We start from the raw sequence: 26,114 nt of genomic DNA on the forward strand, positions 1-26,114 counted from the left end.
CCGCGACCCTCACCTTGGCAAGGTGATGCTCTACCAGCTGAGCCACGTCCGCATGTCTTCCGCAGGGCGGTTGCCCTCCCGCGGCGACGTCACGGAACTCTAGCGGGTTTTCCCCGCCTGTGCCTAACCGGCCGGGCGATCGGCACGGGAGCCCCTGCCCTCACCCGCCGGTCGATCGGCACGCAAGCCCCGCCCGCCGGGCCGTACGCGGACCTCTAGTGGGTGGCCGAGCCGCGGAAGGTGCGGGCCACGCTGCGCTCGACGGCCGGCAGGGTGAGGAAGATCTCCAGGATCCGGGTGAGCCGGTGGACCTCGATGCGGTGGAACGGCGGCCCGTCGGCCCTGGCCAGCAGGAACGTGAGCGCGAGCGGCGGCAGGGGCGCCGCGACGATGTGAAGGCCGGAGGGCAGGGTGTGCGCCTCGGGCCGGGGAGGCGTGACGGAGGGGAACGGCACGTCGGTCGGGGCCCGCCAGCTGGAGTGGACGACGGCCCTGGGGGTCTTCTCCGTGGCGGCGGCGGCCCAGTCGGCGCTGAACAGCACGGGCATGGAGTCGATCAGCGTGGCCAGGGCACGGTCTCCGGCCGTGGTGATGTACTTCAGGATCTCCAGCTCGGGGTAGGTGCCCGGGGCCTCGCGGGTGCCCCACACCCCTTCGACGATGATCTCTGGAACGGTTTCGAGCCCCTGGACGAGGGTGGCGCGCGGGGCCGAGTCGGGCCAGAAGACCGTGAGGTCGTCCACGGCCCGGCCCTCGCCGCGCTCCAGCACGACGAGCTGGATGATGTCGGCACCCGCGATCCCGAGGACGCGTGTCACCTGGCCCAGGGAACCCGGGCGGTCAGGAAGTGAGATACGCAGTCTCAGGAGCATCCAGCGCCTCCGGTGTCACGTGCGACAGCACCCGGTCCCAATCTATCCGTCCATGCTCCCTCCGGTCCAAGCGGCAGGGGCCGGACCAGGCGATTCACGCGACCTGCCCCGTTGTGAGGTACAAATGGGCAGGTGAAGATAGGTGCGATCGAGGTCTGGCCCCCGGTGGTCCTCGCGCCGATGGCGGGAGTCACCAACGCCGCCTTCCGCGCGCTCTGCCGTGAGCAGGGCGGTGGCCTGTACGTCTCCGAGATGATCACGACGCGGGCCCTGGTCGAGCGCAACGCCAAGACGTTCGCGATGATCCGCTTCGAGCCGGGGGAGCGGCCAAGGAGCATCCAGCTCTACGGCGTCGACCCCGCCATCGTGGGCAGGGCCGTCCAGATCATCGCCGAGGAGGGCCTGGCCGACCACGTCGACCTCAACTTCGGCTGCCCGGTGCCCAAGGTCACCAGGCGGGGCGGCGGGTCGGCGCTGCCGTACAAGCGCGACCTGCTCCGGCGCATCCTGCGCGAGGCCGTGGCCAACGCAGGCACGCTGCCGGTCACGATGAAGATGCGCAAGGGCATCGACGACGATCACCTGACTTACCTCGACGCGGGCCGCATCGCCGTCGAGGAGGGGCTGAGCGCCATCGCCCTGCACGGCCGTACGGCGGTGCAGCACTACGGCGGCGAGGCCGACTGGGAGTCCATCGCCCGCCTGAAGGACGCGGTCCCGGAGATCCCCGTGCTCGGCAACGGGGACATCTGGAGCGCCGGCGACGCGCTCCGCATGATGGAGCGCACGGGCTGTGACGGGGTCGTGGTGGGCCGTGGGTGCCTCGGCCGTCCCTGGCTCTTCCGCGACCTCGACAACGCCTTCGAGGGCCGGGACGAGCGTGTCAGGCCGACGCTGGGCGAGGTGGCCGCGACCATGAGGCGGCACGCCGAGCTGCTCGTCGAGTGCTTCGGCAGCGAGACCCACGGCGTCCTGGACTTCCGCAAGCACATCGGCTGGTACCTCAAGGGCTTCACCGTCGGCGCTGAGGCCCGCCGCGAGCTCGCCACCGCCGGGTCCCTGGCAGAGCTCGGCGAGCGCCTGGCCCTCCTGCCGCCGGACCAGCCGTGGCCGGGGGAGGCCGCCGACGGGCCGCGCGGCAAGTCCAACGCCCGCGAGCGGGTCCACCTGCCCGCCGGCTGGCTCGACGACCCCTACGACATCGTGGTCCCCGAAGGGGCCGAGCTCGACTCCTCGGGCGGCTGAGGCCCTGCCCCTCCCGGGTCAGAGGCGGTCGACCGCGGTGACGTGGACGACGGCGCGGCCCTCCTCGTCGGAGGCGGCGAGGTCGACCTGGGCGCTGATGCCCCAGTCGTGGTCCTCCGCGGGGTCGTGCAGCACCTGCCTGACCCGCCAGAGCTCCTTCTCCTCCTCGATGAGCAGCAGGGCCGGGCCGCGCGCGTCCGGGCCGGTGCGGATCTCGTCGTGCTCCTCGAAGTACGCGTCGAGCGCGCTCTCCCAGTCGATGTCGGCCAGCTCGCGCAGCTCGTCGTAGCGCTCCAGGGCGGCCAGCTCGACCATGCGGAACATGGCGTTGCGCACGAGGACCCGGAAGGCCCGCCGGTTGCCGGTTACCGGCCTGGTGTTCTCCTCCAGGCTCGGCCGCTCCAGCTCGTCGCCGGGGTTCTGCAGCTGCTCCCACTCGTCGAGCAGGCTGGAGTCCACCTGGCGGACCAGCTCGCCGAGCCACTCGATGAGATCTTGCAGGTCCTCGGTCTTCATGTGGTCGGGGACGGTGCGGCTCAGCGTGCGGTAGGCGTCGGCGAGGTAGCGCAGCACCGTGCCCTCGGACCTCGCCAGCTCGTAGAACTGCACGTACTCGGTGAACGTCATCGCCCGCTCGTACATCTCGCGCACGACCGACTTGGGGCTGACGGCGTAGTCGCCCACCCACGGGTGCCCGCGCCTGTACGTCTCGTACGCACCGAACAGCAGCTCCTGGAGCGGCATGGGATAGGTGATCTCGGTGAGGAGCTCCATGCGCTCCTCGTACTCGATGCCGTCGGCCTTCATCTGCGCCACGGCCTCGCCGCGCGCCTTGTTCAGCTGGGAGTGCAGGATCTGGCGGGGGTCGTCCAGCGTGGACTCGACGATCGAGACGATGTCCAGCGGGTACGTCACCGACGCGGCGTCCAGCAGGTCGAAGGCCGCCAGGGCGAACGTCGACAGCACCTGGTTGAGCGCGAAGTCCTGCTGGAGGTCGACGGTGAGGCGGGCCATGCGGCCGTATTCGTCGGGCTCGCTCAGCTTCTCGACCACCCCGCCCGCCAGCAGTGAGCGGTAGATCGCGATCGCGTGGCTGATGTGCCGGCGCTGGGCCCTGCGCTCCTCGTGGTTGTCGGTGAGCAGGCTCTTCATCGCCGCGAAGCAGTCGCCGGGACGGTTGATGACGGCCAGGAGCATGGCGTTGCTGACCTTGAACCGCGAGCTCAGCGGCTCGGGCTCGGCCTTCTGGAGGCGCTCGAAGGTCTCCTCGCCCCAGCTCACGAAGCCCTCGGGGGCCTTCTTGCGCACGACCCTGCGGCGCTTCTTGGGGTCGTCCCCGGCCTTGGCCAGGGCCTTCTCGTTCTCCACGACGTGGTCGGGGGCCTGGCAGACGACGTAGCCGAGGGTGTCGAAGCCCGCCCGGCCCGCGCGCCCGGCGATCTGGTGGAACTCGCGGGCGCGCAGCAGGCGGACGCGGTTGCCGTCGTACTTGCTGAGCGCCGTGAACAGCACCGTGCGGATCGGCACGTTGACGCCGACGCCGAGGGTGTCGGTGCCGCAGATGACCTTCAGGAGCCCGGCCTGGGCGAGGCGCTCCACGAGCCGCCGGTACTTCGGCAGCATTCCCGCGTGGTGGACGCCGATGCCGTGCCGTACGAGCCGGGAGAGCGCCCGTCCGAACTTCGTGGTGAACCGGAAACGACCGATGAGCGAGGCGATTGCCTCTTTTTCCGCCTTTGTCGACATGTTGACGCTCATCAGGGCCTGGGCCCGCTCCATGGCCGACGCCTGGGTGAAGTGGACCACGTAGACCGGCGCCGACTGGGTGGAGAGGAGCTCCTCCAGCGTCTCGTGCAGCGGGGTGGTGCGGTAGCTGTAGTAGAGCGGGACGGGGCGCGTCGCCGAGCGGACCACGGCGGTCTCGCGCCCGGTGCGCCGCGTCAGGTCGGTCTCGAACCGCGTCATGTCGCCGAGCGTCGCCGACATCAGGACGAACTGCACCTGCGGCAGCTCCAGCAGCGGCACCTGCCAGGCCCAGCCACGGTCGGGCTCGGCGTAGAAGTGGAACTCGTCCATCACGACCTGGCCGATGTCGGCGTCCCTGCCGTCGCGCAGGGCGATGTTGGCGAGGATCTCCGCCGTGCAGCAGATGATCGGCGCCGAGGCGTTGACGGCGGCGTCGCCGGTCATCATGCCGACGTTCTCGGTGCCGAAGACCGCGCACAGGTCGAAGAACTTCTCCGACACCAGGGCCTTGATGGGCGCGGTGTAGAAGGTGCGCTTGCCGGCGGCGAGCGCGGCGAAGTGGGCGCCCGCCGCGACCAGGCTCTTGCCGGACCCCGTCGGCGTGGCGAGGATCACGTTGTTGCCGTAGAGGATCTCGATGAGCGCCTCCTCCTGCGCGGGGTACAACGTGAGCCCGCGCTGGGAGTTCCATTCCACGAAGGCCTCGAAGAGGGCGTCGGGGCCGGTGTCCTGGGGAAGGTGCTCGAGGAGGGTCACACCGTCAATACTGCCGAAAGCCGCGCCATGGTCGGTCCAAAGCGCGGTCAGACGAGGGTCCTCAGGCGGCTTACAGGGAGGCGAACGGCCCCCTCGCCCGGTGAATCCTGTGAACCCCGGTGCCCGTCACCGCGTCTTCCTGCGGGAGCCGGGACAGGCTCCAGGGGTAAAGGGAGTGGCGATGCGTGGATCGAAGGCGGCCGTGGTCCTGGCGGCGGCGGGAATGCTGGTCCTGCCCGTGCCCGCCGAGGCGGGCACGGCGGCGGGGGCCGCCACGGCCGTGAAGGCGACGGAGGCGGTACTGGCCCCGGCGAGCGTCGCGAAGAGGCTGTTCAGGGCCTGGCTGGGGCACGACAGGAGCGCGGCGGCGGCCGTGGCGACCCCGGCGGCGGTGAAGACGCTGTTCGCGTACGCCTACCGGGCGCCGGACCGGTTCGACGGCTGCACCGGCACCACATGCCGGTTCGTCCACACCAGCGTCCGCGTGCCCGGCGCCCTCAACGGCATCCGGATGATCGTCTCGGGCGACACCGTCGCCAAGGTGTACGAGTCACGGCATCTCACCACCGCCGACAAGGCCGCGAAGTACCTCTACGGGGCCTGGAAGGCGGGGGACAGGAACCGCGGCCTGGAGATCGCCTCCACGGGCGCGGTGAAGACGCTGTTCCGCGTCAAGTTCGGCGGGGTCGGCTACATCTTCCAGGGATGCAACCCCGAAAACGGCGGGAAGTCCTGCGCCTACTCCTACGAGGGCGGCGCCATGTTCATGCACACGCGCGGCAGCAAGGCGCGCGGGTACGAGGTGCGCTCGATCTCCTACATCGCCGACTGATCGCCTTCCCGGACGCACGCGGCCGGACGAACGCCTTCGGGCGCGTTCCGGAGAACCATTCGGGTGCCTTCGGGCGGACGGACGCTTTGGGGCCGGCGGAGGCTTTGGGGTGAACGGACGCTTCGGGGCGGGCGGACGCTTTGGGGTGAACGGACGCTTCGGGGCGGGCGGACGCGTGACACGATGGGCGGCATGCGTGATCTCGCGGTCGAGTGGTCGGGGCTCGCGGGCGGCTCCCCGGCGGCTCTGGCCGTCGGGGCCGAGCTGATCGGGCGGTGGTCGGAGCCGCACCGGCGCTACCACACGCTCGACCACCTGCGGGCGGTGCTCGCCGCCATCGAGCCGATCGCCGTGCTCGCCGCCGACCCGGTGGCGGTGCGGCTGGCCGCTTGGTTCCACGACGCGGTGTACGACGGCAGGCCCGGCCGCGACGAGGAACGCAGCGCCCAGCTCGCCCAGTCCCGCCTTCCCCGCCTGCTGCCGCTGCCGGGAACGGCCCGGCCCGAGCACCCTCCAGCGAGCGGCGCCGGGCGGCCTGCCGGCAGCGGTGACCGATGGTCTCCCGGGGGAGGTATAGGGCTGGTCGGCGAGGTGGCCAGGCTCGTACGGCTGACGGCCACCCACGACCCGGCGCCGGGCGACCGCGACGGCGAGGTGCTCTGCGACGCCGACCTCGCGGTGCTGGCCGGGCCCGGGTACGACGCCTATGCCCACGCCGTGCGGGAGGAGTACCGGCACGTGCCCGACGAGGCGTTCCGGGCGGGCAGGTCGCGGGTGCTGGAGAGCCTCCTCGCGATGCCCTCGCTGTACCGCACCTCGGTGGCGCGCGACCTGTGGGAGTCCTCGGCCCGCGAGAACGTACGGGCCGAGCTGGCCGCTCTGGCGTGAACCCGCCGAGGCCGTGACCGGCTCACGAGGCCGTGATCGGCGTCAATAGGCCGTGACCGGCGTCAGCAGGCCGTGCGGCGGCGGCGCCTCCGGAGGCCCGCGTCGGTCAGGCGCCTGACCAGCGTCCTGGAGTCCACCGGCTCGGCTCCCAGCTCGACCGCCCGCGCGTACACCGTCTCCGGCACGTCGTAGTGGTCGCGGTCGAACGCCCTGCCGGGCACGCCGAGCCGCCCCGCGAAGGCGTGCAGCTCCTCCAGCGAGGAGTCGCTGACCAGGTGAGACCAGAGCAGGCCACGCGGCCCCGGCCAGTTGGGCGGATCGATGAGGACGGTCACACAGGGACGATACTGACACTCAGGTGTACGACGCGCGCTGACCACGGGGCAGGATGCGTGAGGCCGGTCAGAGACCCAGGTCGTCGAGCTCTTTCATCAGCGCGGCCCGGGAGGGATCGCCGCTGGTGGCCGGTGGCCGCTCCAGGCCCCTGGCGGGGGAGCCGCCGACCGGCCTGGCGGCGGGGGCGCCCTGCGTGGCCGCCGCGGCGCGCGGGCGCCGGTCGCGGAACAGCCAGCCGCCGAGGATGCCGCCGACGAAGCCGAACAGGTGCCCCTGCCAGCTGAACTCGTCGCTCGGCAGCAGCCCGGTGAACTGGTAGGCGAAGCACAGCGCCATGACCAGCCCCACGACGATGTCGATGCGGTGCCGGTCGAAGATGCCCCGTACCAGGATGTAGCCGAAGTAGCCGAAGACCACGCCGCTGGCGCCCGCCGTGACGGTGAGCGGGCTGGAGATGAACCACACGCCGAGGCCGCTCGCCACGGCGATCAGCGCGGTGACGCCGAGGAACTTCATCACCCCCCGGTAGGCGGCGAGGAAGCCGAAGACGAACAGCGGCCCCGAGTTGCCCTCGATGTGCGCCCAGCTCCAGTGCAGGAAGGGCGCCGAGACGATGCCGGGCAGCCGCGACGGATCGCGCGCGGCGATGCCGAAGGACTGGCTGAGGGAGTAGCCCGAGGCCCAGTTGGCGATCTGCACGACCCAGATGAAGGCGAGGAAGCCGACCATGACCCAGAACGCCTTCTGGGCCTCGGCGACCATGATCTCGGCCTTCCGGTTTTCGGTGCCCACCCCTGCCTCCTGACGGCGCGCGCCGGAACGCCTGCCGGCGGTACGGCCGGGAGGGCCGCCGCAGGTATCTTCGCAAACTTCACGCCAGGAGGGCCACCGGTGATCGGGGCCGGTCACAGGAGAGAGCGCGACGCGCCAGGGCTGAGCGCTGTCAGGCCTGGCGCGCGCGAGCGGCTCAACGGTGGGCGCGTCCGGCGGTGCCCCTCAGCTCCCGACGCGTTCGAGGATCACGACCGGGATCTCGCGGTCGGTCTTGGTCTGGTACTCGTCGTACTGCGGCCAGGTGGCCGTCATCAGCCGCCAGACCTCGGGCTTCTCCTCGGGCGTCGCCGTGCGGGCACGCGCGCGGAACTTGTCACCCTCGACCTGGACGTCCACGTCCGGGTTCGCCTGGAGGTTCTGGTACCAGTCGGGCGCCTTCGGGTCGCCGCCCTTGGAGGCCACGATGACGTAGTCGTCACCGTGCTTCTGGTAGATCAGCGGGTTGGTGTGCTCTTGCCCGCTGTTGCGCCCCGTGGTGGTCAGCAGCAGGACGGTCGTGCCGTTCCATTCGTGACCCTCCTTGCCATCGGTCGCGCGATATCTGTCCACGTGCTCTTTGCCGTAAAGCATCGGTTCACCTTCCGAATCGACCTGTACTTCCGGTGGCCTACCCTAACCAGCCCCGCTAATCCGGCTCCCGGGCCATGCCGTCGGTGAACCGGGTGAGCAGGCGGGCGAAGGCGGGACGGACGCAACCGGGTAGGGCACTGGGTACGAAGGCAATCAGCGGGGGTGGTCAGATGACCCGGTGTCTGGTGACCGGCGCGACCGGCTACATCGGCGGGAGGCTGGTTCCCGAGTTGCTGGACGCCGGCCACGACGTGCGCTGCATGGTCCGCTCGGCGGACCGCCTGCGCGGCCAGGTGTGGCGCGACCGGGTGGAGGCCGCCGAGGCGGACGCGACCCGCGAGCGGGAGACCCGCGCGGCGCTCGAAGGCGTGGACATCGCCTACTACCTGATCCACACCATGGCCGCCGGCCGTGACTTCGCCGAGCGCGACCGGCGGGCGGCCTCGACGTTCGCCGCGGCGGCGAGGGACGCCGGGGTGCGCCGCATCGTCTACCTCGGCGGCCTGACCCCCGCGGAGCGGCCCTCACCCCACATGAGGTCGCGTGCGGAGGTGGAGCGGATCCTTCTCGGCTCCGGGGTGCCGACGGTGGCGTTCAGGGCCTCGGTGATCATCGGTTCCGGGTCGGTCTCCTTCGAGATGCTGCGGTATCTCACCGAACGGCTCCCGGTCATGACGACGCCGCGCTGGGTGCGCACCCGCACCCAGCCCATCGCGATCAGGGACGTGCTCCGCTACCTCTTGAACGCGGTCGACATCCCCGAGGGGACGAACCGCGGGTTCGACATCGGCGGGCCGAGCGTCCTGACCTACGCCGAGATGATGCAGGGCTACGCCGCCGTGGCCGGGCTGCCTCCCCGGCTCATCATCCCCGTGCCGCTGCTCACGCCCAGCCTGTCCAGCCACTGGGTGGGCCTGGTCACGCCCGTCCCCGCCGGGGTGGCGCGGCCGCTGGTGGAGTCGCTGCGCAACGAGGCGGTCTGCCGGGACCACGACATCGCCAGGTACATCCCCGATCCGCCCCAAGGGCTGATCGGGTTCCGCGACGCGGTGCGGCTTGCCCTGCGCCGCATCAAGGACGCCGACGTCGCCACCCGCTGGTCGTCGGCCTCGACCCCCGGCGCGCCGAGCGACCCGCTGCCCACCGACCCCGACTGGGCGGGCGGCAGCCTGTACGTCGACGAGCGCACCGAGGTGGTCGACGCGCCGCCCGAGGCGCTCTGGCGGGTGATCGAGGGCATCGGGGGCGACACCGGGTGGTACTCCCTCCCGCTCGCCTGGCGGATCCGGGGCCTGCTCGACCGCGCCTTCGGCGGGGTGGGGCTGCGCAGGGGCAGGCGCGACCCCTTCAAGCTCCGCGTCGGCGACGCGCTCGACTTCTGGCGCGTGGAGGCGATCGAGCCGGGCCACCTGCTCCGGCTGCGGGCCGAGATGCGGCTGCCCGGCCTCGCCTGGCTGGAGCTCACCTGCCGGCGGGAGAACGGCAGGACGGTGTACGGCCAGCGGGCGATCTTCCACCCGCGGGGCCTGCTCGGCCACCTGTACTGGTGGGGCGTGTACCCGTTCCACGGGTTCATCTTCGGCGGGATGCCCGGCAACGTGGGCAGGGCCGCGGTCGCCCAGGCGGCGCGGGAGGTGAAAGTTTCACCGCGGGACCGGGTGTAATGCCTGTTCAGGTGGTGGGGGAGAGCCCGACCTCCTAACGGCCGCTGTTCCGGGGCCGTGAGCCCGTCCTAGGGTCACGGGTGAATGGGAGCGCTCCCACCACTTCATCCCCCCGGAGTCAAGATGAAACGTCGAGCACTGCGAGCCCTGACGGCCGTCCTCGCCGCCGCGGGCTCGATCCTCATGACGGTGGTGGTCACCGGCCCGGCCAGGGCGGACACCGTGATCTGCGAGAAGTACGGCGCGACGACGATCGCGGGCGGCAAGTACGCGGTGATCAACAACAACTGGGGCGACGACACCCAGCAGTGCATCAACGTCACCTCGACCGGGTTCACCGTCACCCAGGCGAGCCACAACAAGCCGCAGAACGGCGCCCCCGGCTCCTACCCCGCGGTCTACGCCGGCTGCCACTACGCGAACTGCACCGCCGGCAGCGGGCTGCCGCTGCGCGTGTCGGACAGCAGGTTCTCCGGCATCCAGACCAGCGTCAGCATGACGTACCCCTCGTCGGGGGTGTACGACGCGTCGTACGACATCTGGTTCGACCCGACGGCACGCACGGACGGGCAGAACACCGGCGCAGAGCTGATGGTCTGGCTCAACCACACCGGGTCGGTCCAGCCGGTCGGCTCCCGGGTCGCCACCGTCAACCTCGCCGGCGGCACGTGGGACGTGTGGTACGGCAACAGCGGCTGGAACGTCGTCTCGTACGTGCGCACCTCGCCGACCAGCTCGATCAGCTTCCCGGTCAGCGCGTTCTACAACGACATGCTGAGCCGGCGGTACGCGCAGAGCTCGTGGTACATCACCAGCGTGCAGGCCGGGTTCGAGCCCTGGGTCGGCGGCACGGGGCTCGCGGTGAACAACTTCTCCTACAGCATCGGCGGTTCCGGCGGCGGCGACACGACCGCGCCCAGCGCTCCCTCGAACCTGGCGGCCTCCAACGTGACCTCCAGCAGCGTCAGCCTGTCGTGGAGCCCGTCCACCGACAACGTGGGCGTGACCGGGTACGACGTCTACCGGGGCAGCACCGTGGTGGGCACGGCGAGCGGCACGTCCTACAACGCCACCGGGCTGTCGGCCTCGACGTCGTACTCCTTCTCGGTACGGGCACGCGACGCCGCCGGCAACACCTCACCTGCCTCCAACACCGTCACGGTGACCACCGCCTCGGGCGGCGGGGGCGGCGGGGCCTGCAAGGTCGCGTACGTCAAGAACGAGTGGGCGGGCGGGTTCACGGCCAACTTGACCGTCACCAACACCGGCACCAGCGCGGTGAACGGCTGGACCCTCGCCTTCTCCTTCCCCGGCGACCAGAGGGTGACCAGCGCCTGGAACGCCACCGTGACGCAGAGCGGCGCCGCCGTGACCGCCAAGAACGTCGCGCACAACGGGTCGATCCCGCCCGGCGGTAACACCTCGTTCGGCTTCCAGGGCACCTGGGGCTCCAGCGATGCCTCGCCGACGGCGTACACGTTGAACGGATCCGCCTGCTCGCTCGGCTGATCCTCCTCACCTGTGGGGCCGGGTACGGCATTGCCGTACCCGGCCCTTGCTGCATTCAAGGCACGGACTGTTACCACTTTCTGGTATTCATCCCTTTATTGCTTACCCGGTGTATCGGTCCAACGGGCAGGTAAACCGATTACCGCATTCGGGCGTCTGAGGGGTCCTTGTCGCTGCTGCCCAGGTGAAAGCCGTGCAAATTAACAACTCTTGGGAAAAATGGTGCGCTTGGCGGTGCTTTCCCTATAACCTCGGCAGGCCAACGGGAACGGCTGGAATCCGAGGGAAAAGCGTGGCGCTGTCGTGGGTGGACTTGCCGATAGGTCGCGTAGTGCGGCTTTCAGGGGTGAATGCCGACGTCACCGCATTGTCGGTGGAACCACCCCCTGACGGCGCGCCCGCGATCCTCACGTACTTCCCGGACGCGGCACGTTCGGTGGCCGAAATGGTCTCCACGGTCCTGCGCGAACTGGAAAACGCCGCCATCGACCTGTTCCCCACCTGGCTCCCAGGCGCGGAAGGCATCGACGGTCCCGGCGGCGCGGGGGTGCGCGCCGCGCGTGCCCTCGCCATGCGACTGGCCTCCACCAGCCACCACTTCGGACCATTTCTAGCCGACCTGGCCGAACTGTCATTGGCGGCCCCGCCGCGCGGGACCACCCGGTCGGGCCCCGAGGCCACCCGGTTCGGTGCCGAGGCGCGGGCGACCCGGTTCGGTGCCGAGGCGCGGGCCGCCGGTCTCGCGCGGGTGCTCGCGTCCAGCTTCGGCCGGCGTGAGGCCGCGATCCTCATGCAGGTCCCCGAGGGTCTCACGCCCTTCGAGGAAGAGGTGTTCGTCGCCGGGTGCGAGTGGCTGGCCGACCGGGGAGGGTTCGGCGTCTGGCTGACGGGCCCGCCGCTGGCCACCGTCGATCGCGTGGAGGCGATGACGCTACGCGTGCCCGGTGAGGCGGACGGCCTTGGCCGGGAGGCGCCGCCGCTGCCGGAGGGCGGCGGTCCCCTCAGGTACCCGGCCGTCGCCGGAATACCCCACCCGGCCAGCAAGGCGGAACGGGCCCTTGAGGCGGCGCTGGCGTCGTGCTCATGGGCGCGCGGACGGGCGTGGAACCAGACCTACCAGTCGCACGCTCTGGCCAACCCCATCCGGGTCGACCTGCTGTGGCAGGAGGAGCGGGTCGTGGTCGAGATCGACGGCCACGAACACCGGGCCTCGCTCAAGTTCGCGGCCGACCGGCACCGCGACGTGCAACTCCAACTCGACGGCTACGCCGTCCTGCGCTTCACGAATGACCAGGTCTTAACCGATACAGAAGCCGTCGCCGGCCAGGTGAGGCGTTTCCTCCACGGCCGCCGCACCCCAACATTCGAAGGATCACAACGTGTCTGACGAAAAACTGTCACTCCCCGAAACCGCCTTCCTCCTGATACTGATGCGGGAGGCGGGCGAGGTCTCGAACACCGAGCTTCAGGAGCGTTACGGCGTGACGCTCACCGGCAAAGAACGCCTGCACTTGAACGCTCTTAAGCTGGTGGACACCAGGAAGCAGGGGCGCGCGTACGCTCACATATTGACCGACGCGGGCTGGGGGCACCTGGGTAAGGAACTCAAACACGGCATCCCGGCTCCCGGCAGCAGGGTGCCCTATGTCGTGTACGCCGCGCTGTCCGGAGTGCTGGGCGGTCTTCACGAGTTCATGGAGAGCACCGACAGCCGGCTGGCCAACATCTTCGGAGCGATGGAGAGCCAGACTCCCGTGTCATCCGCCGATCCCGATGTTGAGAAGCGAATCCGCGCCGCCTACGCCGAGCTCGCCGCGCGACCGGGCACATATGTGAGCATCACCCGGCTTCGACCGCTTCTGTCGGACCTGCCGAGAGCGGTGATTGACGATGCCCTAAGGGCGATGAACCGCCTTTCGGACGTGAACATCGTCCCTGAATCGAATCAGAAGATGCTCACCGCGGAGGACCGTGAGGCGGCGGTGACCATCGGCGACCAGGAGAAGCACGTCCTGTGGATCGGAGCATGATGACCGACGAGGAGCGGTGCGCTCTGGAGGCGCTCAGATTCAACTATGTGGAGGGACCCGGCGATGTATGGCGTCCCTCGCAGTTCCACGTCGACGGCTTGCACCGCCGTACAGCCCAGACCATCCTCGACGGGCTGGAGGAGGCGGGCGACAGTGTGGAGGCCAGCCCCATCGGGGTGATCCTCCAGGGTCAACGGGGTACTGGGAAGACGCACATGCTCGGCTGGGTGCGAGAGAAGGTCCAGAGGGACTGCGGCGGCTACTTCTTCCTGGTGGGTCTGCTTGATGCAAGGGACTTCTGGGACAGCGTCGTCGTCTCGATGCTGGACAGCCTGGCGCGGGAGATGGACGGCGAGAGCCAGCTCAGGATGTTCCTGAGACGCCTGTCGTCGCTCGTGGGTGTGCCGCGACTGGCGCGACGGGAGCTGATCGGCAGGGCCCCGCTCACGAGGGGAGCTCTCGACTCATTCGTGGAAGGGCTGCGCCGGTTCGACAGTCGGGTGGGCGCTGACGCGCAGGACACCGCCAGAGCACTGGTCCTGCGAGCCTCTGATGATCTGCGGGCGCAGGACGTGGGAAGCACCTACCTGTCCTCGCAGCCGGAGGAAGAACCGGGCGAGCGGGCTCAGTGGGGGATGCGGCGCAGCCGCAAGTCACCGCAGGAGATCGTCCGGGACATCTCCCGGCTCCTCGCGTTCACAGGGCCGTCCGTCATCGCCGTGGACCAGATCGATCCGCTCATCCAGCAGGCATCCCTCACCACGAGCCAGGATGCCCGGCAGGACTGGCGGCAAGCCCTTGTGATCGAACAGATCGCGGGTGGACTCATGTCATTGCGGGAGCACACTCACCGCACGCTCACCGTGGTCTCGTGCATCCCGGTGTCATGGGTGCTGATCGAGGAGGCCGCGACCGACACCGTTCGCGACCGGTTCCGGCAGGCGCTCCCGCTCATGACGATCCCTGATTCCAAGATCGGCCTCAACTTGGTCGAGAAGAGGTTCGCAGAGCGGTTCCGTAAGGCTGGCTTCCGCCCGCCCTACCCGACGTGGCCGGTCAAACCGTCCGCGTTCGAAGACGCACCGGACTTCACCCCACGGCAGCTCCTGATCAAGATCGATAGCCATGTTCAGGCATGCTTGGCCACTGGCGAGGTCAGGGAGATGGAGCGCCTGACCGATCAGATCGTCATCAACGGCGGGTCCTGTATCACTGGAGGATCGAGCGCGCCCTCGCGTGAGCTGGCCGTCCTGGAGACGAGGTTCGCGGAACTGAGGGACGCGGCGGATGTCACGACGGTCTTGGACTTCACAACCGAGGACGTCGTCATGCCCGAGCTCCTGTCAGCGGGGCTCACCGCCTGGATCGCCGGGCAGGGCGAAGCCGAGCACGAATTCAGCCAGGACGCGCCACCCAGCTCCAAGCCACCCCTGCATGCTCGCCTTCGCCGCACCCTGGACGAATCTGTCCAGGACGAGGTGCACTGGTGCTTTCGCGCGATCAATGCCGACAACGCGAGGGCTGCGCTCAACCGTCTGCGCACCGCGTGCGTGGCCGCTGGGTTGGATGCCGAGGTGCCGAAACGACGGTTGTTCGTGCTGCGGAACAAAGAATGGTCGCACGGCGATCGTACGCAAGAGGCTGTCACAGCGTTTGAGAAGGCCGGTGGCAGGGTACTTTCCGTCGGCGACGACGACGATCTGAAGGTACTCGTCGCGCTGCGGGATCTGCTGGCTGAGAATCCCCCGAACCTGCATGCCTGGCTCGTGGAGCGAAAGCCTGCCGGCGACATCAAGCTGTTCAAAGAGACCCTGGGTGACAACGGGGACACTCCTCCCGGAAGTGCCGAGGACGTCGTCCGGTTCACGGGGTCGTCCATGACATCGGCGGACGCCGGGCACCCCACGACAACGGCCGGGAATGGGGCCTCCAGCTCTACAGCTGAGGAGCCGGCGGGTAACGCCTGGAGCGTTCCCACGGGGCGCCGTGACGAGGCATCGTTCCCGGCATCACCCCCGGCGAAGAAGACGATCATGGGTCGGGCGCCGTCCATCACGATCGGTACGACGATCACCGGCGACAGGCCCGTCAGCGTGGAGCTGGAGGCGCTTCGCAAGCACACCGCGATCTTCGCTGGGTCGGGGTCGGGTAAGACCGTGCTGATCCGGCGTCTGGTCGAGGAGTGCGCGCTCCAGGGGGTCTCGTCCATAGTGCTCGATCCCAACAACGACCTCGCGCGTCTTGGGGACGGGTGGCCGCAGGAGCCGCCGCACTGGGGCATGGGTGACGCGGGGAAGGCCAAGGACTACCTGGCGAACACCGACGTCGTGGTCTGGACACCGCTGCGGGACGGAGGGCGTCCGCTCAGCTTCCAGCCGTTGCCCGACTTCAGCGGCGTCTCAGATGATCCCGACGAGTTCCGGGAGGCGGTAGACGCCGCCGTCGCGTCCATCGCTCCCCGCGCCAAGCTCGTGGGCAACACCAACAAGGTCCATCAGGGACTGGCCGTCCTGCGAGAGACGCTGCGGTACTACGGACGCCGGGGCCCGACGAGTCTTCGGGGCCTCATCGACGTCCTGGCAGCGTTGCCGGACGGGGTGAGCGAGCTTCTCTACGCGGAGAAGCTCGCGGCCGACATCGCGCAGAACCTCACCGCGGCCATGGTGAACGATCCGCTTTTCGGTGGTGCCGGTGTGCCGATGGACCCGGGCATCCTGTTGACCCCGCCCGAGGGGAAGCGGGCCCGCGTGTCGGTGATCAGTCTCGTCGGCCTGCCGTCGGACGACCAGCGGCAGAGCTTCGTCAACCAGCTGCAGATGGCGCTGTTCGCCTGGATCAAGAAGAATCCGGCCGGCGACCGCCCGCTGGGGGGACTGTTCGTGATGGACGAGGCGCAGACGTTCGCACCGTCCGGGGCGATGACCGCCTGTACGCACAGCACGCTGGCGCTGGCGTCCCAGGCTCGAAAGTACGGGCTTGGGCTGGTTTTCGCGACGCAGGCTCCGAGAGGGCTGCACAACCGCATTCCGGGGAACTCCGCGACCCAGTTCTTCGGCCTGCTGAACAGCCCGACGCAGATCGACGCCGCGAGGGAGATGGCCCAGGCCAAGGGCAGCCACATCACCGACATCGGGCGGCTGAGCACCGGGCAGTTCTACGCGGCGGTGGAGGGAGCGAGGTTCGAGAAGATGCAGGCTCCCCTGTGCCTGAGCCATCATCCCAAGAGCCCGCTGACCACGGAGGAGGTCATCGGCAGGGCCAGAAGGTCTATGGAGGCCGGGCCCGCGTGACACCAGTCCGGGCCTACCGCGGGCAGACCCGGAGCAAGCGGTAGGTCCGGAACACGGACCGATTTGAAACAACGGCCGATGGACGGTCCTACCGGTTGGGGCCGGGGGCGCGGTCCGTGTCGTATATGCCTGGTGGGTCATTACGTAGACGGATATGTCGATCCTGCGGGAGACTGGCGGGATTGATCATCGGTTGGGTGGGGCGCGGGCAGGTGGCGTGACGACGCGTTCCCGCTCCTGACGTACGACGGGGGCACCCCCATGAGCCCTAGCCTCATGACCGGGACGGATCCCGGGCCGTTCCAGCTCCGGCGGAACACCCGCGACCTGCCGCAGGCGGTCGAGGCGCTGGCCAAGGCGCTGCCCGCTCGTGACCTGAAGACCGTGCTCGCCCAGGCCAACCGCACCGCCACCCACAGGGGGAGCACGACGGCGTTCGGGTCGATGTCGCCGCGCCCGGCCGACTGGTACTGCTTCGAGTCCGGTGACAACGACACCACCGACTGGTACCCGCAGGGAGTGGCCGCCAGCTCCGAGGCGGGGCTCGCGGACGTCCAGGCGTTCGCCGTCACCTGGTACTGGAAACCGGACGGAGTGGCGACCGAGCGCGGTGTGCGGGTCTCGTTCCTCAGCGCGAAGACCCTGAAGTACCGGCACGTGCTGCTCGTCGAGCCCAAGGGCACCTCCTACAGCGCGATCAACATCCACGCGGGCGGCATCGCGTGGTACGGGAATCTGCTGTACGTCGTCGACACCGCGCGGGGGATCCGGGTGTTCGACACCCGGCGCATCTACGAGGTCGGCGGCGACGACGACAAGATCGGCCTGAAGGGCGGGAAGTACCACGCCTTCGGCTACCGGTACGTGATGCCGCAGGTGGACGCCTGGAGCGCCGCCGGGGCCGCCCGGTACTCCTTCGCCGCCGTCGACAGGAGCCTCACCCCGCACATGCTGGTCTCGGGGGAGTACGTCGACCCGGCCGGCGAGCCGGGCAGGATCGGGCGCGTGGCGCGCTGGCCGCTCGCGCCGGACGGCACGCTCGTCGCCGGGGCCGACGGCCTGGCGAACGCGGCCGACGCCTTCACGCTTCCGGCGGCCAAGATCCAGGGCGGGCTGTCGTACAAGGGGCGCTGGTACCTCAGCCAGGCGGCGTCCTCCACCAAGAACGGCTCGCTGCTGGTCGTCCCCGCCGGGCAACCCGCCCAGGTCAAGAAGTTCCCCGTCGGCCCGGAGGATCTGACCTGCTGGGGCGAGAAGAACCAGCTGTGGAGCGTGACCGAGTTCAAGGGCCGCCGGGTCGTGTTCGCCGTTCCCGTGTGAGAGGCGCCGGTGGCTTCCGTCCGGAAGTCGCCGGAAACCCTTACGCCTTCGGGCTTCGCGTGCCCGATCGTTGGCTGCGGAGCCTTGACTGATCTTCCGGGTGGGGTCAAAATCCAGGGCATAGTTAGGCAGGCTCCTTAACTAAACGCGCCCCGGAGATACCGATGGTCAGATTTGACAGGCGTACCTGGGTAAGAACGCGGCTGGTCGCCGCGCTCGTGCTGGCGACGACCGCGGGGGGAGGGATTCCCGCGCTGGCGGGATCGGCTTCCGCCGCCGGTGTCGCGGCGGCGGGCGTCACCCCTTCGGCTTCAGCCGTCGCCCCCTCGGCCCTGGACGGATACAAGATCCAGTCATCGTCCAAAGTGACCGACTCGGCCGCCGCGATCTCCACACCCGGCTACGCGGCGTCCGGATGGTATCCGGTGGGGCAGCGTTCCACGGTCCTGGCCGGCCTGCTGAAGAACGGCAAGTACCCCGACCCGTTCTACTCGACCAACATGAAGAACATCCCGGCCGCCGACTTCACGGTCCCCTGGTGGTACCGGTCGGACTTCACCCTCGGCGGTGAGACCGGGCTGAAGACCTTCCTGGACGTCACGGGCGTCATCTCCAGCGCCGACGTGTGGGTCAACGGGACGCAGGTCGCGACCAGCGCCCAGGTGGCCGGCGCCTACACCCGCCACGAGCTCGACGTCACCTCGCTGGTGCGCTCCGGCGTCAACTCGGTCGCCTTCAAGGTCAACCCGAACGACCCCAACAAGCACCTGACCACGGGCTGGATCGACTGGGTCCAGACACCTCCGGACAAGAACATGGGCATCTTCCGCGATGTCCTCGTCCGCCGCAGCGCCGCCGTTTCGCTGCGCGACGCCCATGTGGTGACCGGCCTGACCTCGGCGCTCGACCGTGCCGACCTCACCGTCAAGGTCGACGCCAGGAACGACTCCGGCAGCGTCGTGCACGCCACCGTGGCCGGGACCGTCGGCTCGCTCAACCTGGCGCAGGACGTCGACCTCGCGGCGAACCAGACCAAGACCCTGACGTTCACTCAGTCGATCACCAACCCCCAGGTGTGGTGGCCGTACGGCATGGGCGGGCAACCTCTCTACGACCTCGACCTGACCGCGACGGCCGGTGGCGCCGTGAGCGACACCGCCCACACCCGCTTCGGCATCCGCACGGTGACCTCGTCGCTCGACGGCAGCGGGCACCGCCTTTACAAGATCAACGGCAGGCCGCTGCTCATCCGGGGCGGCGGCTGGTCGCCGGACCTGTTCCTGCGCTGGGACCCGACGTACGCGCAGGACAAGCTCCGCTATGTCCGCGACCTGGGCCTGAACACGATCCGGCTCGAAGGCCACCTGGAGACCGACCAGCTGTTCGACCTCACCGACCAGATGGGCATCCTGGTCATGGCGGGCTGGGAGTGCTGCGACAAGTGGGAGGGCCAGACCAACGGCGGCGAGCCGGGCGACACCTGGACTTCAGCCGACTACACGATCGCCAAGGACTCGATGACGGCGGAGGCCGTGCGGCTGCGCGACCACCCGAGCGTCTTCACGTTCCTCATCGGCAGCGACTTCGCGCCGAACGCGCGGCAGGAGACCGACTACCTCGCCGCGCTGAACGCCGCCGACTGGAAGACCCCGATCGTCGCCGCGGCCTCCGACAAGTCCTCGCCCACGCTCGGCTCGTCCGGCATGAAGATGACCGGGCCGTACGACTGGGTGCCGCCGAACTACTGGTTCACCAAGCAGGAGGGCGGCGCGTTCGGCTTCAACTCGGAGACCAGCGCGGGCCCCGACGTCCCCACCGCCGACTCGCTGAAGCGCATGATGTCGTCCAGCGAGCTGAACACGCTGTGGCAGAGCGCGACCGCCGCGCAGTACCACCGCTCGCCGTCCAGCACGTTCAACAACCTCAAGCTCTTCGACAACGCGATCAACGGCAGGTACGGCACCTCCACCAGCCTGGACGACTACGTCCGCAAGGCGCAGCTCCAGCAGTACGAGAACATCAGGGCGCAGTACGAGGCTTACCGGCGCAACTTCACCGACGCCTCCAACCCCTCGACCGGGGTCATCTACTGGATGCTGAACAGCGGCTGGAGCTCGCTGCACTGGCAGCTCTTCGACACCTACCTCGACCAGGGCGGCTCGTACTACGGCGCCAGGGAGGCCAACAAGCCGCTGCACGTGCAGTACTCCTATGACAACAGGAGCGTCGTGGTGGTGAACCAGAACCACGCGGCGGCATCCGGGCTGACGGTCAGGACCGACGTCTTCAACCTCGACGGCACCGGCAAGTACAGCAACACCGCGACGGTCACGGCACCCGGCGACGGCGGCAAGGTCACGGCGGTGACCGTCCCGTCGATCAGCGGCCTGTCCACGAGCTATCTGGTACGGCTCACGCTCAGCGACGCCGGCGGCGAGGTGGACCGGAACGTCTACTGGCTCTCCACCAAGGCCGACGTGATCGACTGGGCCAACAACGACTGGTACTACGTGCCCACGACCGGCTACGCCGACCTGACCGGGCTGGCGGGCATGGCCCAGTCGCCGCTGAGCGCCTCGGCGTCCTCCACCGAGAGCCCGGCCTCCGGCGCCACCACGACCACGGTGACGCTCAGGAACACCGGCACCGGCAAGATCCCCGCCTTCTACCTGGACGCCCACGTGGTGGACCAGGCGGGCAGGCCGGTGCTGCCGGTCCAGTGGACCGACAACGCGGTCAGCCTCTGGCCCGGGGAGTCCAGGACGCTGACGGCCACCTACCGGACCGCCGACCTGAACGGCTCCGCGCCGAGCGTCCGGGTCTCGGGCTGGAACGTCCCCACCCAGACCGTCGCGGCCGGTGGGCCCGGGAGCCCCGACACCACCCCGCCGTCGGTTCCGGGAAACCCGCGCTCGACGGGGGTGACGTCGTCGAGCGTGTCGCTGGCATGGGACGCCTCGACCGACAACGTGGGGGTGACCGGGTACGACGTGTACAACGGGACCTCTGTGGTGGCGTCGGCCGGTGGTACGGCGGCGAAGGTGACCGGTTTGTCACCGGCCACGTCGTACACGTTCACGGTGAGGGCCAGGGACGCCGCGGGCAACACCTCCGCCGCCTCGGCCACCGTCGGCGCCACCACTTCAGGGGCGACTACAGAGACGCTGCTTTCGCAGGGCAGGCCCGCCACGGCCTCCTCGACCGAGAGCTCGGCCTATGGCGCGGCCAAGGCCTTCGACGGCGACACCACCTCGACCCGGTGGGCGTCGGCGGAGGCCCACGACCCCGAATGGCTGCGCGTGGACCTCGGCGCCACGCGGTCGATCACGCGCGTCAAGCTGTACTGGGAGGCGGCGTACGGCAAGTCGTACCAGGTCCAGGTGTCGGCCGACGGCACCACCTGGACGAACGCGTACACCACGACCACCGGCGACGGCGGCGTCGACGACCTGACGGGGCTGTCGGGTTCGGGCCGGTACGTGCGCGTGAACGGCACGGCGCGCGGCACGTCCTACGGGTACTCGCTGTACGAGATGCAGGTCTACGGCACCTGAGTCACACCACCGGAGGCCGTACGTCCCGGCGTACGGCCTCCTCGGCGTTCATGAGCGCCCGAGAGCCCATCGAGGCGCTTGAAGCCCTTGCACGTCCCTTGCAGTGATGAGCGTCAAGCGCGCCTCAATGAACCTGCAGGTGGAGGCCGGTATCACTGAGTGTGTAAAGACCCCCCGGGGCCAAGCGAACAGGACCGGGAACGACACTCACACTCAGGAGACAAAGATGAAGCGCACCCTGCTTGGCCTCGCCGTCGTCACCGTGGCCGGCCTGTCCGTCATCACCCTGCCGTCGACGTCCGCCTCCGCGGCCACCGGCGACTTCGGCCCCGACACCTGCCGCGAAGGCTACGTGTGGCGCGAGGCCCGCCCCTCCGACCACGTCTGCGTCAGCTCCGCCACCCGCACCCAGACGCGTTCGGACAACTCCGCCGCCGCCGGCCGCTGGACCTCAGGCGCCTTCGGCGCGCACACCTGCGTCACCGGCTACGTGTGGCGCGAGGCCTTCAGCGGCGACGACGTCTGCGTGGTCCCCTCGGTCCGCTCGCAGGCCGCCGCCGACAACGCCCAGGCCGCGAACCGCAAGGTCTCCGCCCGCCTGTGGATCAACCGGTACACCGTTCCCCCGACCGACAACGGGGACGGCACCTCGACCTCGACCTCGGTGGACGACATCGCCCGCATCAAGATCAGCGGCGACCACTACAACTTCGGCCAGGTGAAGCTCTACCTGCGCTACAACACCGGCCGCCTGTTCTGGAGCGGCACCATCAACGCCTCCGCGCACAGCGGCTTCGCGGGTGGCAGCTTCGGCAAGAAGACCGGCGTCTTCGACTGCTCTGCCGCGGGCAAGCCCGCCAACGGCTACGCCCAGGCCTACGACGTGATCTCGGGCCGCTGGTCGGCACGGGTTCCCGTCGGGATCGGCTGCGCGGTGCTGTGACCCCCGGCCCACCCCCCACGCGACCCTGAGTGCCGACCCTGACTCGTCCCTGAACTCGATCTGCGCGTATGTCGCCGGGCCCGTCGGGGGCCTAGCTTGAAGCCATGGGACGCATTCTTCTCCTCGTCGTAGCCGTCATCGTCGGTTTCTTCCTCCTCGGCGCGCTGCTGAGCCTGGTCGCCGGCCTCGTCAAGTGGGCGCTGATCATCGGGGTGGTCATCCTCGCGGTCACGTTCCTCTCCAAGATCCTCCGTTCGCGGGACGCCGGCTGACCGGCCGGGGGCGGCGCCGCCCGCCCAGACGGCCAGCGCCGCGTGCGAACGGGCGTACGCGCTGGTAGGAGCCACGGCTGACGGGGTAGGGGTCGGTCGACCGATCGCCTCAGAGGTAACGGAGGAACCATGCGGTTTCTCGTACAGCTTCATCAGCTCCCCCTGCGGATCACCACAGGCGCGTACATCCTGAACTCCGGCCTCACGAAGTACGACGCGGACGAGCAGACGGCTATGGGGGTGCACGGCATGGCCGCCGGCGCCTACCCGTTCCTCAGGCGACTGGACCCGGAGCGGTTCACGCGAGCGCTGTCGGTGGCCGAGATGGCCCTCGGGGCGGCGCTGCTCCTGCCGGTGGTCCCCTCGGCCGTCGCGGGCGCGGCGCTCACCGGCTTCGCCTGCGGTCTGGTCGGGGTCTACCTGAGGACTCCCGGTATGAGGCGGCCTGGAAGCATCCGCCCGACCCAGGAGGGCGTGGGCCTGGCCAAGGACGTGTGGCTGGTCGGCATCGGCCTCAGCCTCGTCATCGAGGAGTGCTGCGGCCGCGAGACCGCCTCCCGGCCCGGGAGGCGTCCGGCACGCTGCCGCTGGCATCGCTGACCCCCAAGCGCTACGACGGCTTCCTGCCGCGGGGGCGGGACTCGGTGACGAAGTGCTCGATGGCGTCGCGGGTCGCGCGCAGGGCCCCGTTGGACACCTCGGACGTGCGCTGCGCGACGCCCACGAAGACATAGTCGACGATCAGGAGCTGGCTGATCCTGCTGGCCAGCGCGCCCGGCCGGAACGCGCTCTCCATTCCGGCCGAGATCAGGACGTGGTCGCAGACCTCGGCGAGCGCCGACCGGGGGTTGTTGGTGATCGCCACGGTGGTCGCCCCGGCCTTGTGCGCCCGGCGCATCGGCTCGAGCACGTCGGGGGTCTCGCCCGTGCAGCTCACGCCCACCGCGACGTCGCCGGCCCTCAGCAGCACCGCGCTGGTCAGGGCCAGGTGCGCGTCGGTGAACGCGTGGGCGGACAGGCCGATGCGCAGCAGCTTCTGCGACATGTCGGCCGCCACCAGACCGGAGGCGGCGACGCCGTAGACGTCGATGCGGCGGGCCCCGGTGATGGCGTCCACCACCTCGCCGAGCCGCTCGGGGGACAGCTGCGCGGCGGTGTCCTCTATGGCCTCGGCCTCGGCCTGCGTGACCTTGGCGATCACGTCGGAGAGCGGGTCGTCGGGGGCCAGGTCGCCGGGGACGAGGCGGTCGGGTCCCTGGCGGGTGGCCGCGGCGGCCGCGAGCGCGAGCCGCAGCTGGGCGTACCCGGAGAAGCCGAGCACCCGCGCGGTGCGCACGATGGTCGCCTCGCTGGTCGCCGAGGCGGCGCTGAGCTCGGTGATGGTGCTTCGGGCGACGGTCGCCGGGTCGTCGAGGATGAGCCGGGCGATTATCTGCGCGGACGGCGTGAGCGAGGGAAGCACGGCCCGCACCCGGGCGACCAGGTTCTCGGGGGTGGAGCGTTGCGGGTCGATCATTCAGTTCCTTTGCTGTTACCGACAGATTACTCAATCCTGGTCGTACGGAACCCGCGGATCCTCATCGAATCCTTTCAGCGTGGAGACCCCGGCCTTCAGGCCGGGGAGGAAACGCGGCACGGTGCGGCACGATCGCGGCACTTGCGCGCCGGCGTTCAGCGCCCGGTGAGCCACTCGGCCGCGGCGAGCGCGGAGACCCGGGAGTTGCCGCCGGTGGCCAGGTAGACGGCCCCCACGGGACGGCCGGGCAGGCCCATCTCGATCACGATGGCGTCGGGGCGCCGGCGGAGGATCTCCACCAGGCCCCGCGCCATCCACGCGTGCCGGTGCGCGTCGTGCGTGACCACCACCAGCGGCGACTCGCCCAGCTCGGGGAGATCGTGCTGGGCGGGGGTCAGGATCGTGCGGGCGGTGCCGGGCAGCAGCGCCGCGAGGGCCTCGCCGGGCCCGTACGTCACGGCGCCGCCGATCGCCTGGTGGGGCCGTGCGGACATCTCGATCACCAGCGGCGGCCGGGTGAGGACCGGGCGTTCGAGCGTGCCGCCGGGGGTCGCGCGGAGCGCCCGGCGGGCGGTGTCCAGCCCGAGCAGGGAGACGCCGTGCTCGGCGTCGAGCTCGGTCGCCGCCGCGCGCTCCGCGGGCCGCTCGCGCTCGTGCCAGGCCGCCAGCGCGCGCACGCGGCCCGCCGCCTCGGCCAGCCGCGCCTCGTCCAGGACGCCCTCGTGTACGGCCCGGACGATCGCCTCGCGCAGCTCGGTGACGTTCTCCCCGCCGGGGGAGGAGGCGCCCACGCAGATCGCGTCGGCCCCCGCCGCGAGCGCCCGTACGGCGATCTCCGGCTGGGGCATCAGTGCGGCCACGGCCCGCATCTCGATCGCGTCGGTCACCAGCACGCCCTCGAAGCCCAGCTCCTCGCGCAGCAGCCCGGTGAGCACGCGGCGGCTGAGGGTGGCGGGCAGCTCGGGATCGAGCGACGGCACCATGAGGTGGCCGCACATGATGGCCTGGACCCCCGCCGCGACGGCCGCGCGAAAGGGCGGCAGGTCGCGCCGCTCCAGCAGCTCGCGCGAGGCGTTGACGGCGGGCAGGGCCAGGTGGGAGTCGGTCACGGTGTCGCCGTGCCCGGGGAAGTGCTTGGCGCAGGCGGCGACCCCCGCGCTCTGCAGCCCGGTGATCCAGGCGGCGGCGTGCCGGGCCACCAGCCGCGGATCGGCGCCGAAGGACCGTATGCCGATCACCGGGTTGTCCGGATCGGCGTTGACGTCCACGTCCGGGGCGTAGTCGAGCGTGATGCCGGTCGCGTCCAGGAGGCGCCCGATCTCCCTGCCGGTGCGCTCGGTGCGGCCGGGGTCGTCGACGAGGCCGAGGGCGGCGTTCCCTGGCCAGGAGCTGCCGGTGGCGGCCTCCATGCGGGTGACGGTGCCGCCCTCCTCGTCCACGGCGACGACGACCTGGGGGTTCTCCTCGCGGAGCCGCCGTACGAGACCGGCGGTGTCGCCGGAGATGTTGCGGGCGAACAGGACCACCCCGCCGAGGCCGCCGGCGAGCTGCCTGAGCAGCCAGCCGGGCGGGGCGGTCCCCTCGAACCCCGGCTGGAGCACCGTGGCGGCGAGGCGGTCGAGATCGGGACTGTGCGGCATTCGTGACTTCCGCTCGTGTCGGCGGCGGCCCTTTCGATCTTCCCCTTCGAGGGCCATCTGACTTGAGTGCTATGGATGGTTTTGCGCGGTTTTGAGGCCAATGTGGCATCCTGCGCCATTGCGGATATCTTCTATGAAGCTTTCCTTCACTCGCTCCCGGTTAGGTCACGGCCTGATGACGACTTTCTTCAAAGTCATTGATCCAATGGAAATCATCTGTCATCTTCGCGCCGGAGGCCGCAGCCGGCACCCAGGCCATGGCCGGTACCGGGGCCTCACCGCCGGGGCCGCCGGGAG

The 26,114-nt window shown here is 69.9% G+C and carries 20 protein-coding genes; 13 read left to right on the forward strand and 7 right to left on the reverse strand.

The window, feature by feature from the left end:
* Positions 1-215: 215 nt before the first annotated feature.
* A complete protein-coding gene (locus AB0O34_RS20855) occupies positions 216-872 on the reverse strand; it encodes an ACT domain-containing protein (protein ID WP_363917609.1) in 657 nt (218 codons plus the stop codon).
* Between the two features lie 132 nt (positions 873-1,004).
* On the opposite strand from AB0O34_RS20855, the gene dusB reads away from it, so the two are divergent.
* The gene (gene dusB, locus AB0O34_RS20860; RefSeq protein ID WP_363917611.1) at positions 1,005-2,117 is read left to right on the forward strand and encodes a tRNA dihydrouridine synthase DusB; all 1,113 of its coding nucleotides are present in this window, start codon (positions 1,005-1,007) and stop codon (positions 2,115-2,117) included.
* Between the two features lie 18 nt (positions 2,118-2,135).
* On the opposite strand, the gene AB0O34_RS20865 is transcribed toward dusB, so the two are convergent.
* A complete protein-coding gene (locus AB0O34_RS20865) occupies positions 2,136-4,628 on the reverse strand; it encodes a DUF3516 domain-containing protein (RefSeq protein ID WP_363917687.1) in 2,493 nt (830 codons plus the stop codon).
* A gap of 172 nt (positions 4,629-4,800) precedes the next feature.
* Here AB0O34_RS20865 and AB0O34_RS20870 point away from each other — a divergent pair, with 172 nt between their 5' ends.
* Positions 4,801-5,451, forward strand: a complete 651-nt coding sequence (locus tag AB0O34_RS20870) for a hypothetical protein (protein ID WP_363917613.1) — start codon at positions 4,801-4,803, stop codon at positions 5,449-5,451.
* A gap of 192 nt (positions 5,452-5,643) precedes the next feature.
* Positions 5,644-6,339: a metal-dependent phosphohydrolase gene (locus tag AB0O34_RS20875; RefSeq protein ID WP_363917615.1), complete on the forward strand. Its 696-nt coding sequence runs from the start codon at positions 5,644-5,646 to the stop codon at positions 6,337-6,339.
* A 62-nt stretch (positions 6,340-6,401) separates the two neighbouring features.
* Here the strand turns inward: AB0O34_RS20875 and AB0O34_RS20880 are convergent, their stop codons facing one another.
* The 3 genes from AB0O34_RS20880 to AB0O34_RS20890 form a co-directional block, all read right to left on the reverse strand.
* Entirely contained in the window at positions 6,402-6,674 is a 273-nt protein-coding gene (locus tag AB0O34_RS20880) for a DUF4031 domain-containing protein (RefSeq protein WP_363917617.1), read from the reverse strand.
* 67 nt (positions 6,675-6,741) lie between these two features.
* The gene (locus AB0O34_RS20885; protein WP_363917619.1) at positions 6,742-7,467 is read right to left on the reverse strand and encodes a rhomboid family intramembrane serine protease; all 726 of its coding nucleotides are present in this window, start codon (positions 7,465-7,467) and stop codon (positions 6,742-6,744) included.
* Positions 7,468-7,671: 204 nt separating this feature from the next.
* Positions 7,672-8,079: a nitroreductase family deazaflavin-dependent oxidoreductase gene (locus AB0O34_RS20890; protein ID WP_363917621.1), complete on the reverse strand. Its 408-nt coding sequence runs from the start codon at positions 8,077-8,079 to the stop codon at positions 7,672-7,674.
* A 170-nt stretch (positions 8,080-8,249) separates the two neighbouring features.
* Between AB0O34_RS20890 and AB0O34_RS20895 the strand changes: the two genes are divergently transcribed.
* The 10 genes from AB0O34_RS20895 to AB0O34_RS20940 all read left to right on the forward strand — a co-directional run bounded on the left by AB0O34_RS20895 (position 8,250) and on the right by AB0O34_RS20940 (position 23,261).
* On the forward strand, positions 8,250-9,743 hold the full coding sequence (locus AB0O34_RS20895) for an SDR family oxidoreductase (RefSeq protein ID WP_363917623.1): 1,494 nt from the start codon (positions 8,250-8,252) through the stop codon (positions 9,741-9,743).
* Positions 9,744-9,866: 123 nt separating this feature from the next.
* Entirely contained in the window at positions 9,867-11,252 is a 1,386-nt protein-coding gene (locus AB0O34_RS20900; protein WP_363917625.1) for a cellulose binding domain-containing protein, read from the forward strand.
* 346 nt (positions 11,253-11,598) lie between these two features.
* Positions 11,599-12,639: a DUF559 domain-containing protein gene (locus AB0O34_RS20905; RefSeq protein ID WP_363917627.1), complete on the forward strand. Its 1,041-nt coding sequence runs from the start codon at positions 11,599-11,601 to the stop codon at positions 12,637-12,639.
* Entirely contained in the window at positions 12,632-13,282 is a 651-nt protein-coding gene (locus tag AB0O34_RS20910) for a hypothetical protein (protein ID WP_363917629.1), read from the forward strand. The genes AB0O34_RS20905 and AB0O34_RS20910 overlap by 8 nt, the downstream gene beginning before the upstream one ends.
* Positions 13,279-16,572, forward strand: a complete 3,294-nt coding sequence (locus AB0O34_RS20915; RefSeq protein WP_363917631.1) for an ATP-binding protein — start codon at positions 13,279-13,281, stop codon at positions 16,570-16,572. Before AB0O34_RS20910 ends, AB0O34_RS20915 begins: the two co-directional genes overlap by 4 nt.
* Before the next feature lie 276 nt (positions 16,573-16,848).
* A complete protein-coding gene (locus AB0O34_RS20920; protein WP_363917634.1) occupies positions 16,849-17,892 on the forward strand; it encodes a hypothetical protein in 1,044 nt (347 codons plus the stop codon).
* 164 nt (positions 17,893-18,056) lie between these two features.
* The gene (locus AB0O34_RS20925) at positions 18,057-21,446 is read left to right on the forward strand and encodes a discoidin domain-containing protein (protein WP_363917636.1); all 3,390 of its coding nucleotides are present in this window, start codon (positions 18,057-18,059) and stop codon (positions 21,444-21,446) included.
* A gap of 226 nt (positions 21,447-21,672) precedes the next feature.
* On the forward strand, positions 21,673-22,389 hold the full coding sequence (locus AB0O34_RS20930; protein ID WP_363917639.1) for a hypothetical protein: 717 nt from the start codon (positions 21,673-21,675) through the stop codon (positions 22,387-22,389).
* A 104-nt stretch (positions 22,390-22,493) separates the two neighbouring features.
* Complete coding sequence (locus AB0O34_RS20935) at positions 22,494-22,661, forward strand: hypothetical protein (RefSeq protein WP_363917641.1); 168 nt, start codon at positions 22,494-22,496, stop codon at positions 22,659-22,661.
* Between the two features lie 129 nt (positions 22,662-22,790).
* The gene (locus tag AB0O34_RS20940; protein WP_363917643.1) at positions 22,791-23,261 is read left to right on the forward strand and encodes a hypothetical protein; all 471 of its coding nucleotides are present in this window, start codon (positions 22,791-22,793) and stop codon (positions 23,259-23,261) included.
* 10 nt (positions 23,262-23,271) lie between these two features.
* On the opposite strand, the gene AB0O34_RS20945 is transcribed toward AB0O34_RS20940, so the two are convergent.
* Both AB0O34_RS20945 and AB0O34_RS20950 read right to left on the reverse strand, forming a co-directional pair.
* On the reverse strand, positions 23,272-24,177 hold the full coding sequence (locus AB0O34_RS20945) for a MurR/RpiR family transcriptional regulator (RefSeq protein ID WP_363917645.1): 906 nt from the start codon (positions 24,175-24,177) through the stop codon (positions 23,272-23,274).
* A gap of 155 nt (positions 24,178-24,332) precedes the next feature.
* Complete coding sequence (locus AB0O34_RS20950) at positions 24,333-25,817, reverse strand: glycoside hydrolase family 3 N-terminal domain-containing protein (protein WP_363917647.1); 1,485 nt, start codon at positions 25,815-25,817, stop codon at positions 24,333-24,335.
* Positions 25,818-26,114: the final 297 nt, after the last annotated feature.

The sequence above is a fragment of the Sphaerisporangium sp. NPDC088356 genome, assembly GCF_040685555.1.
Lineage (GTDB): Bacteria > Actinomycetota > Actinomycetes > Streptosporangiales > Streptosporangiaceae > Sphaerisporangium.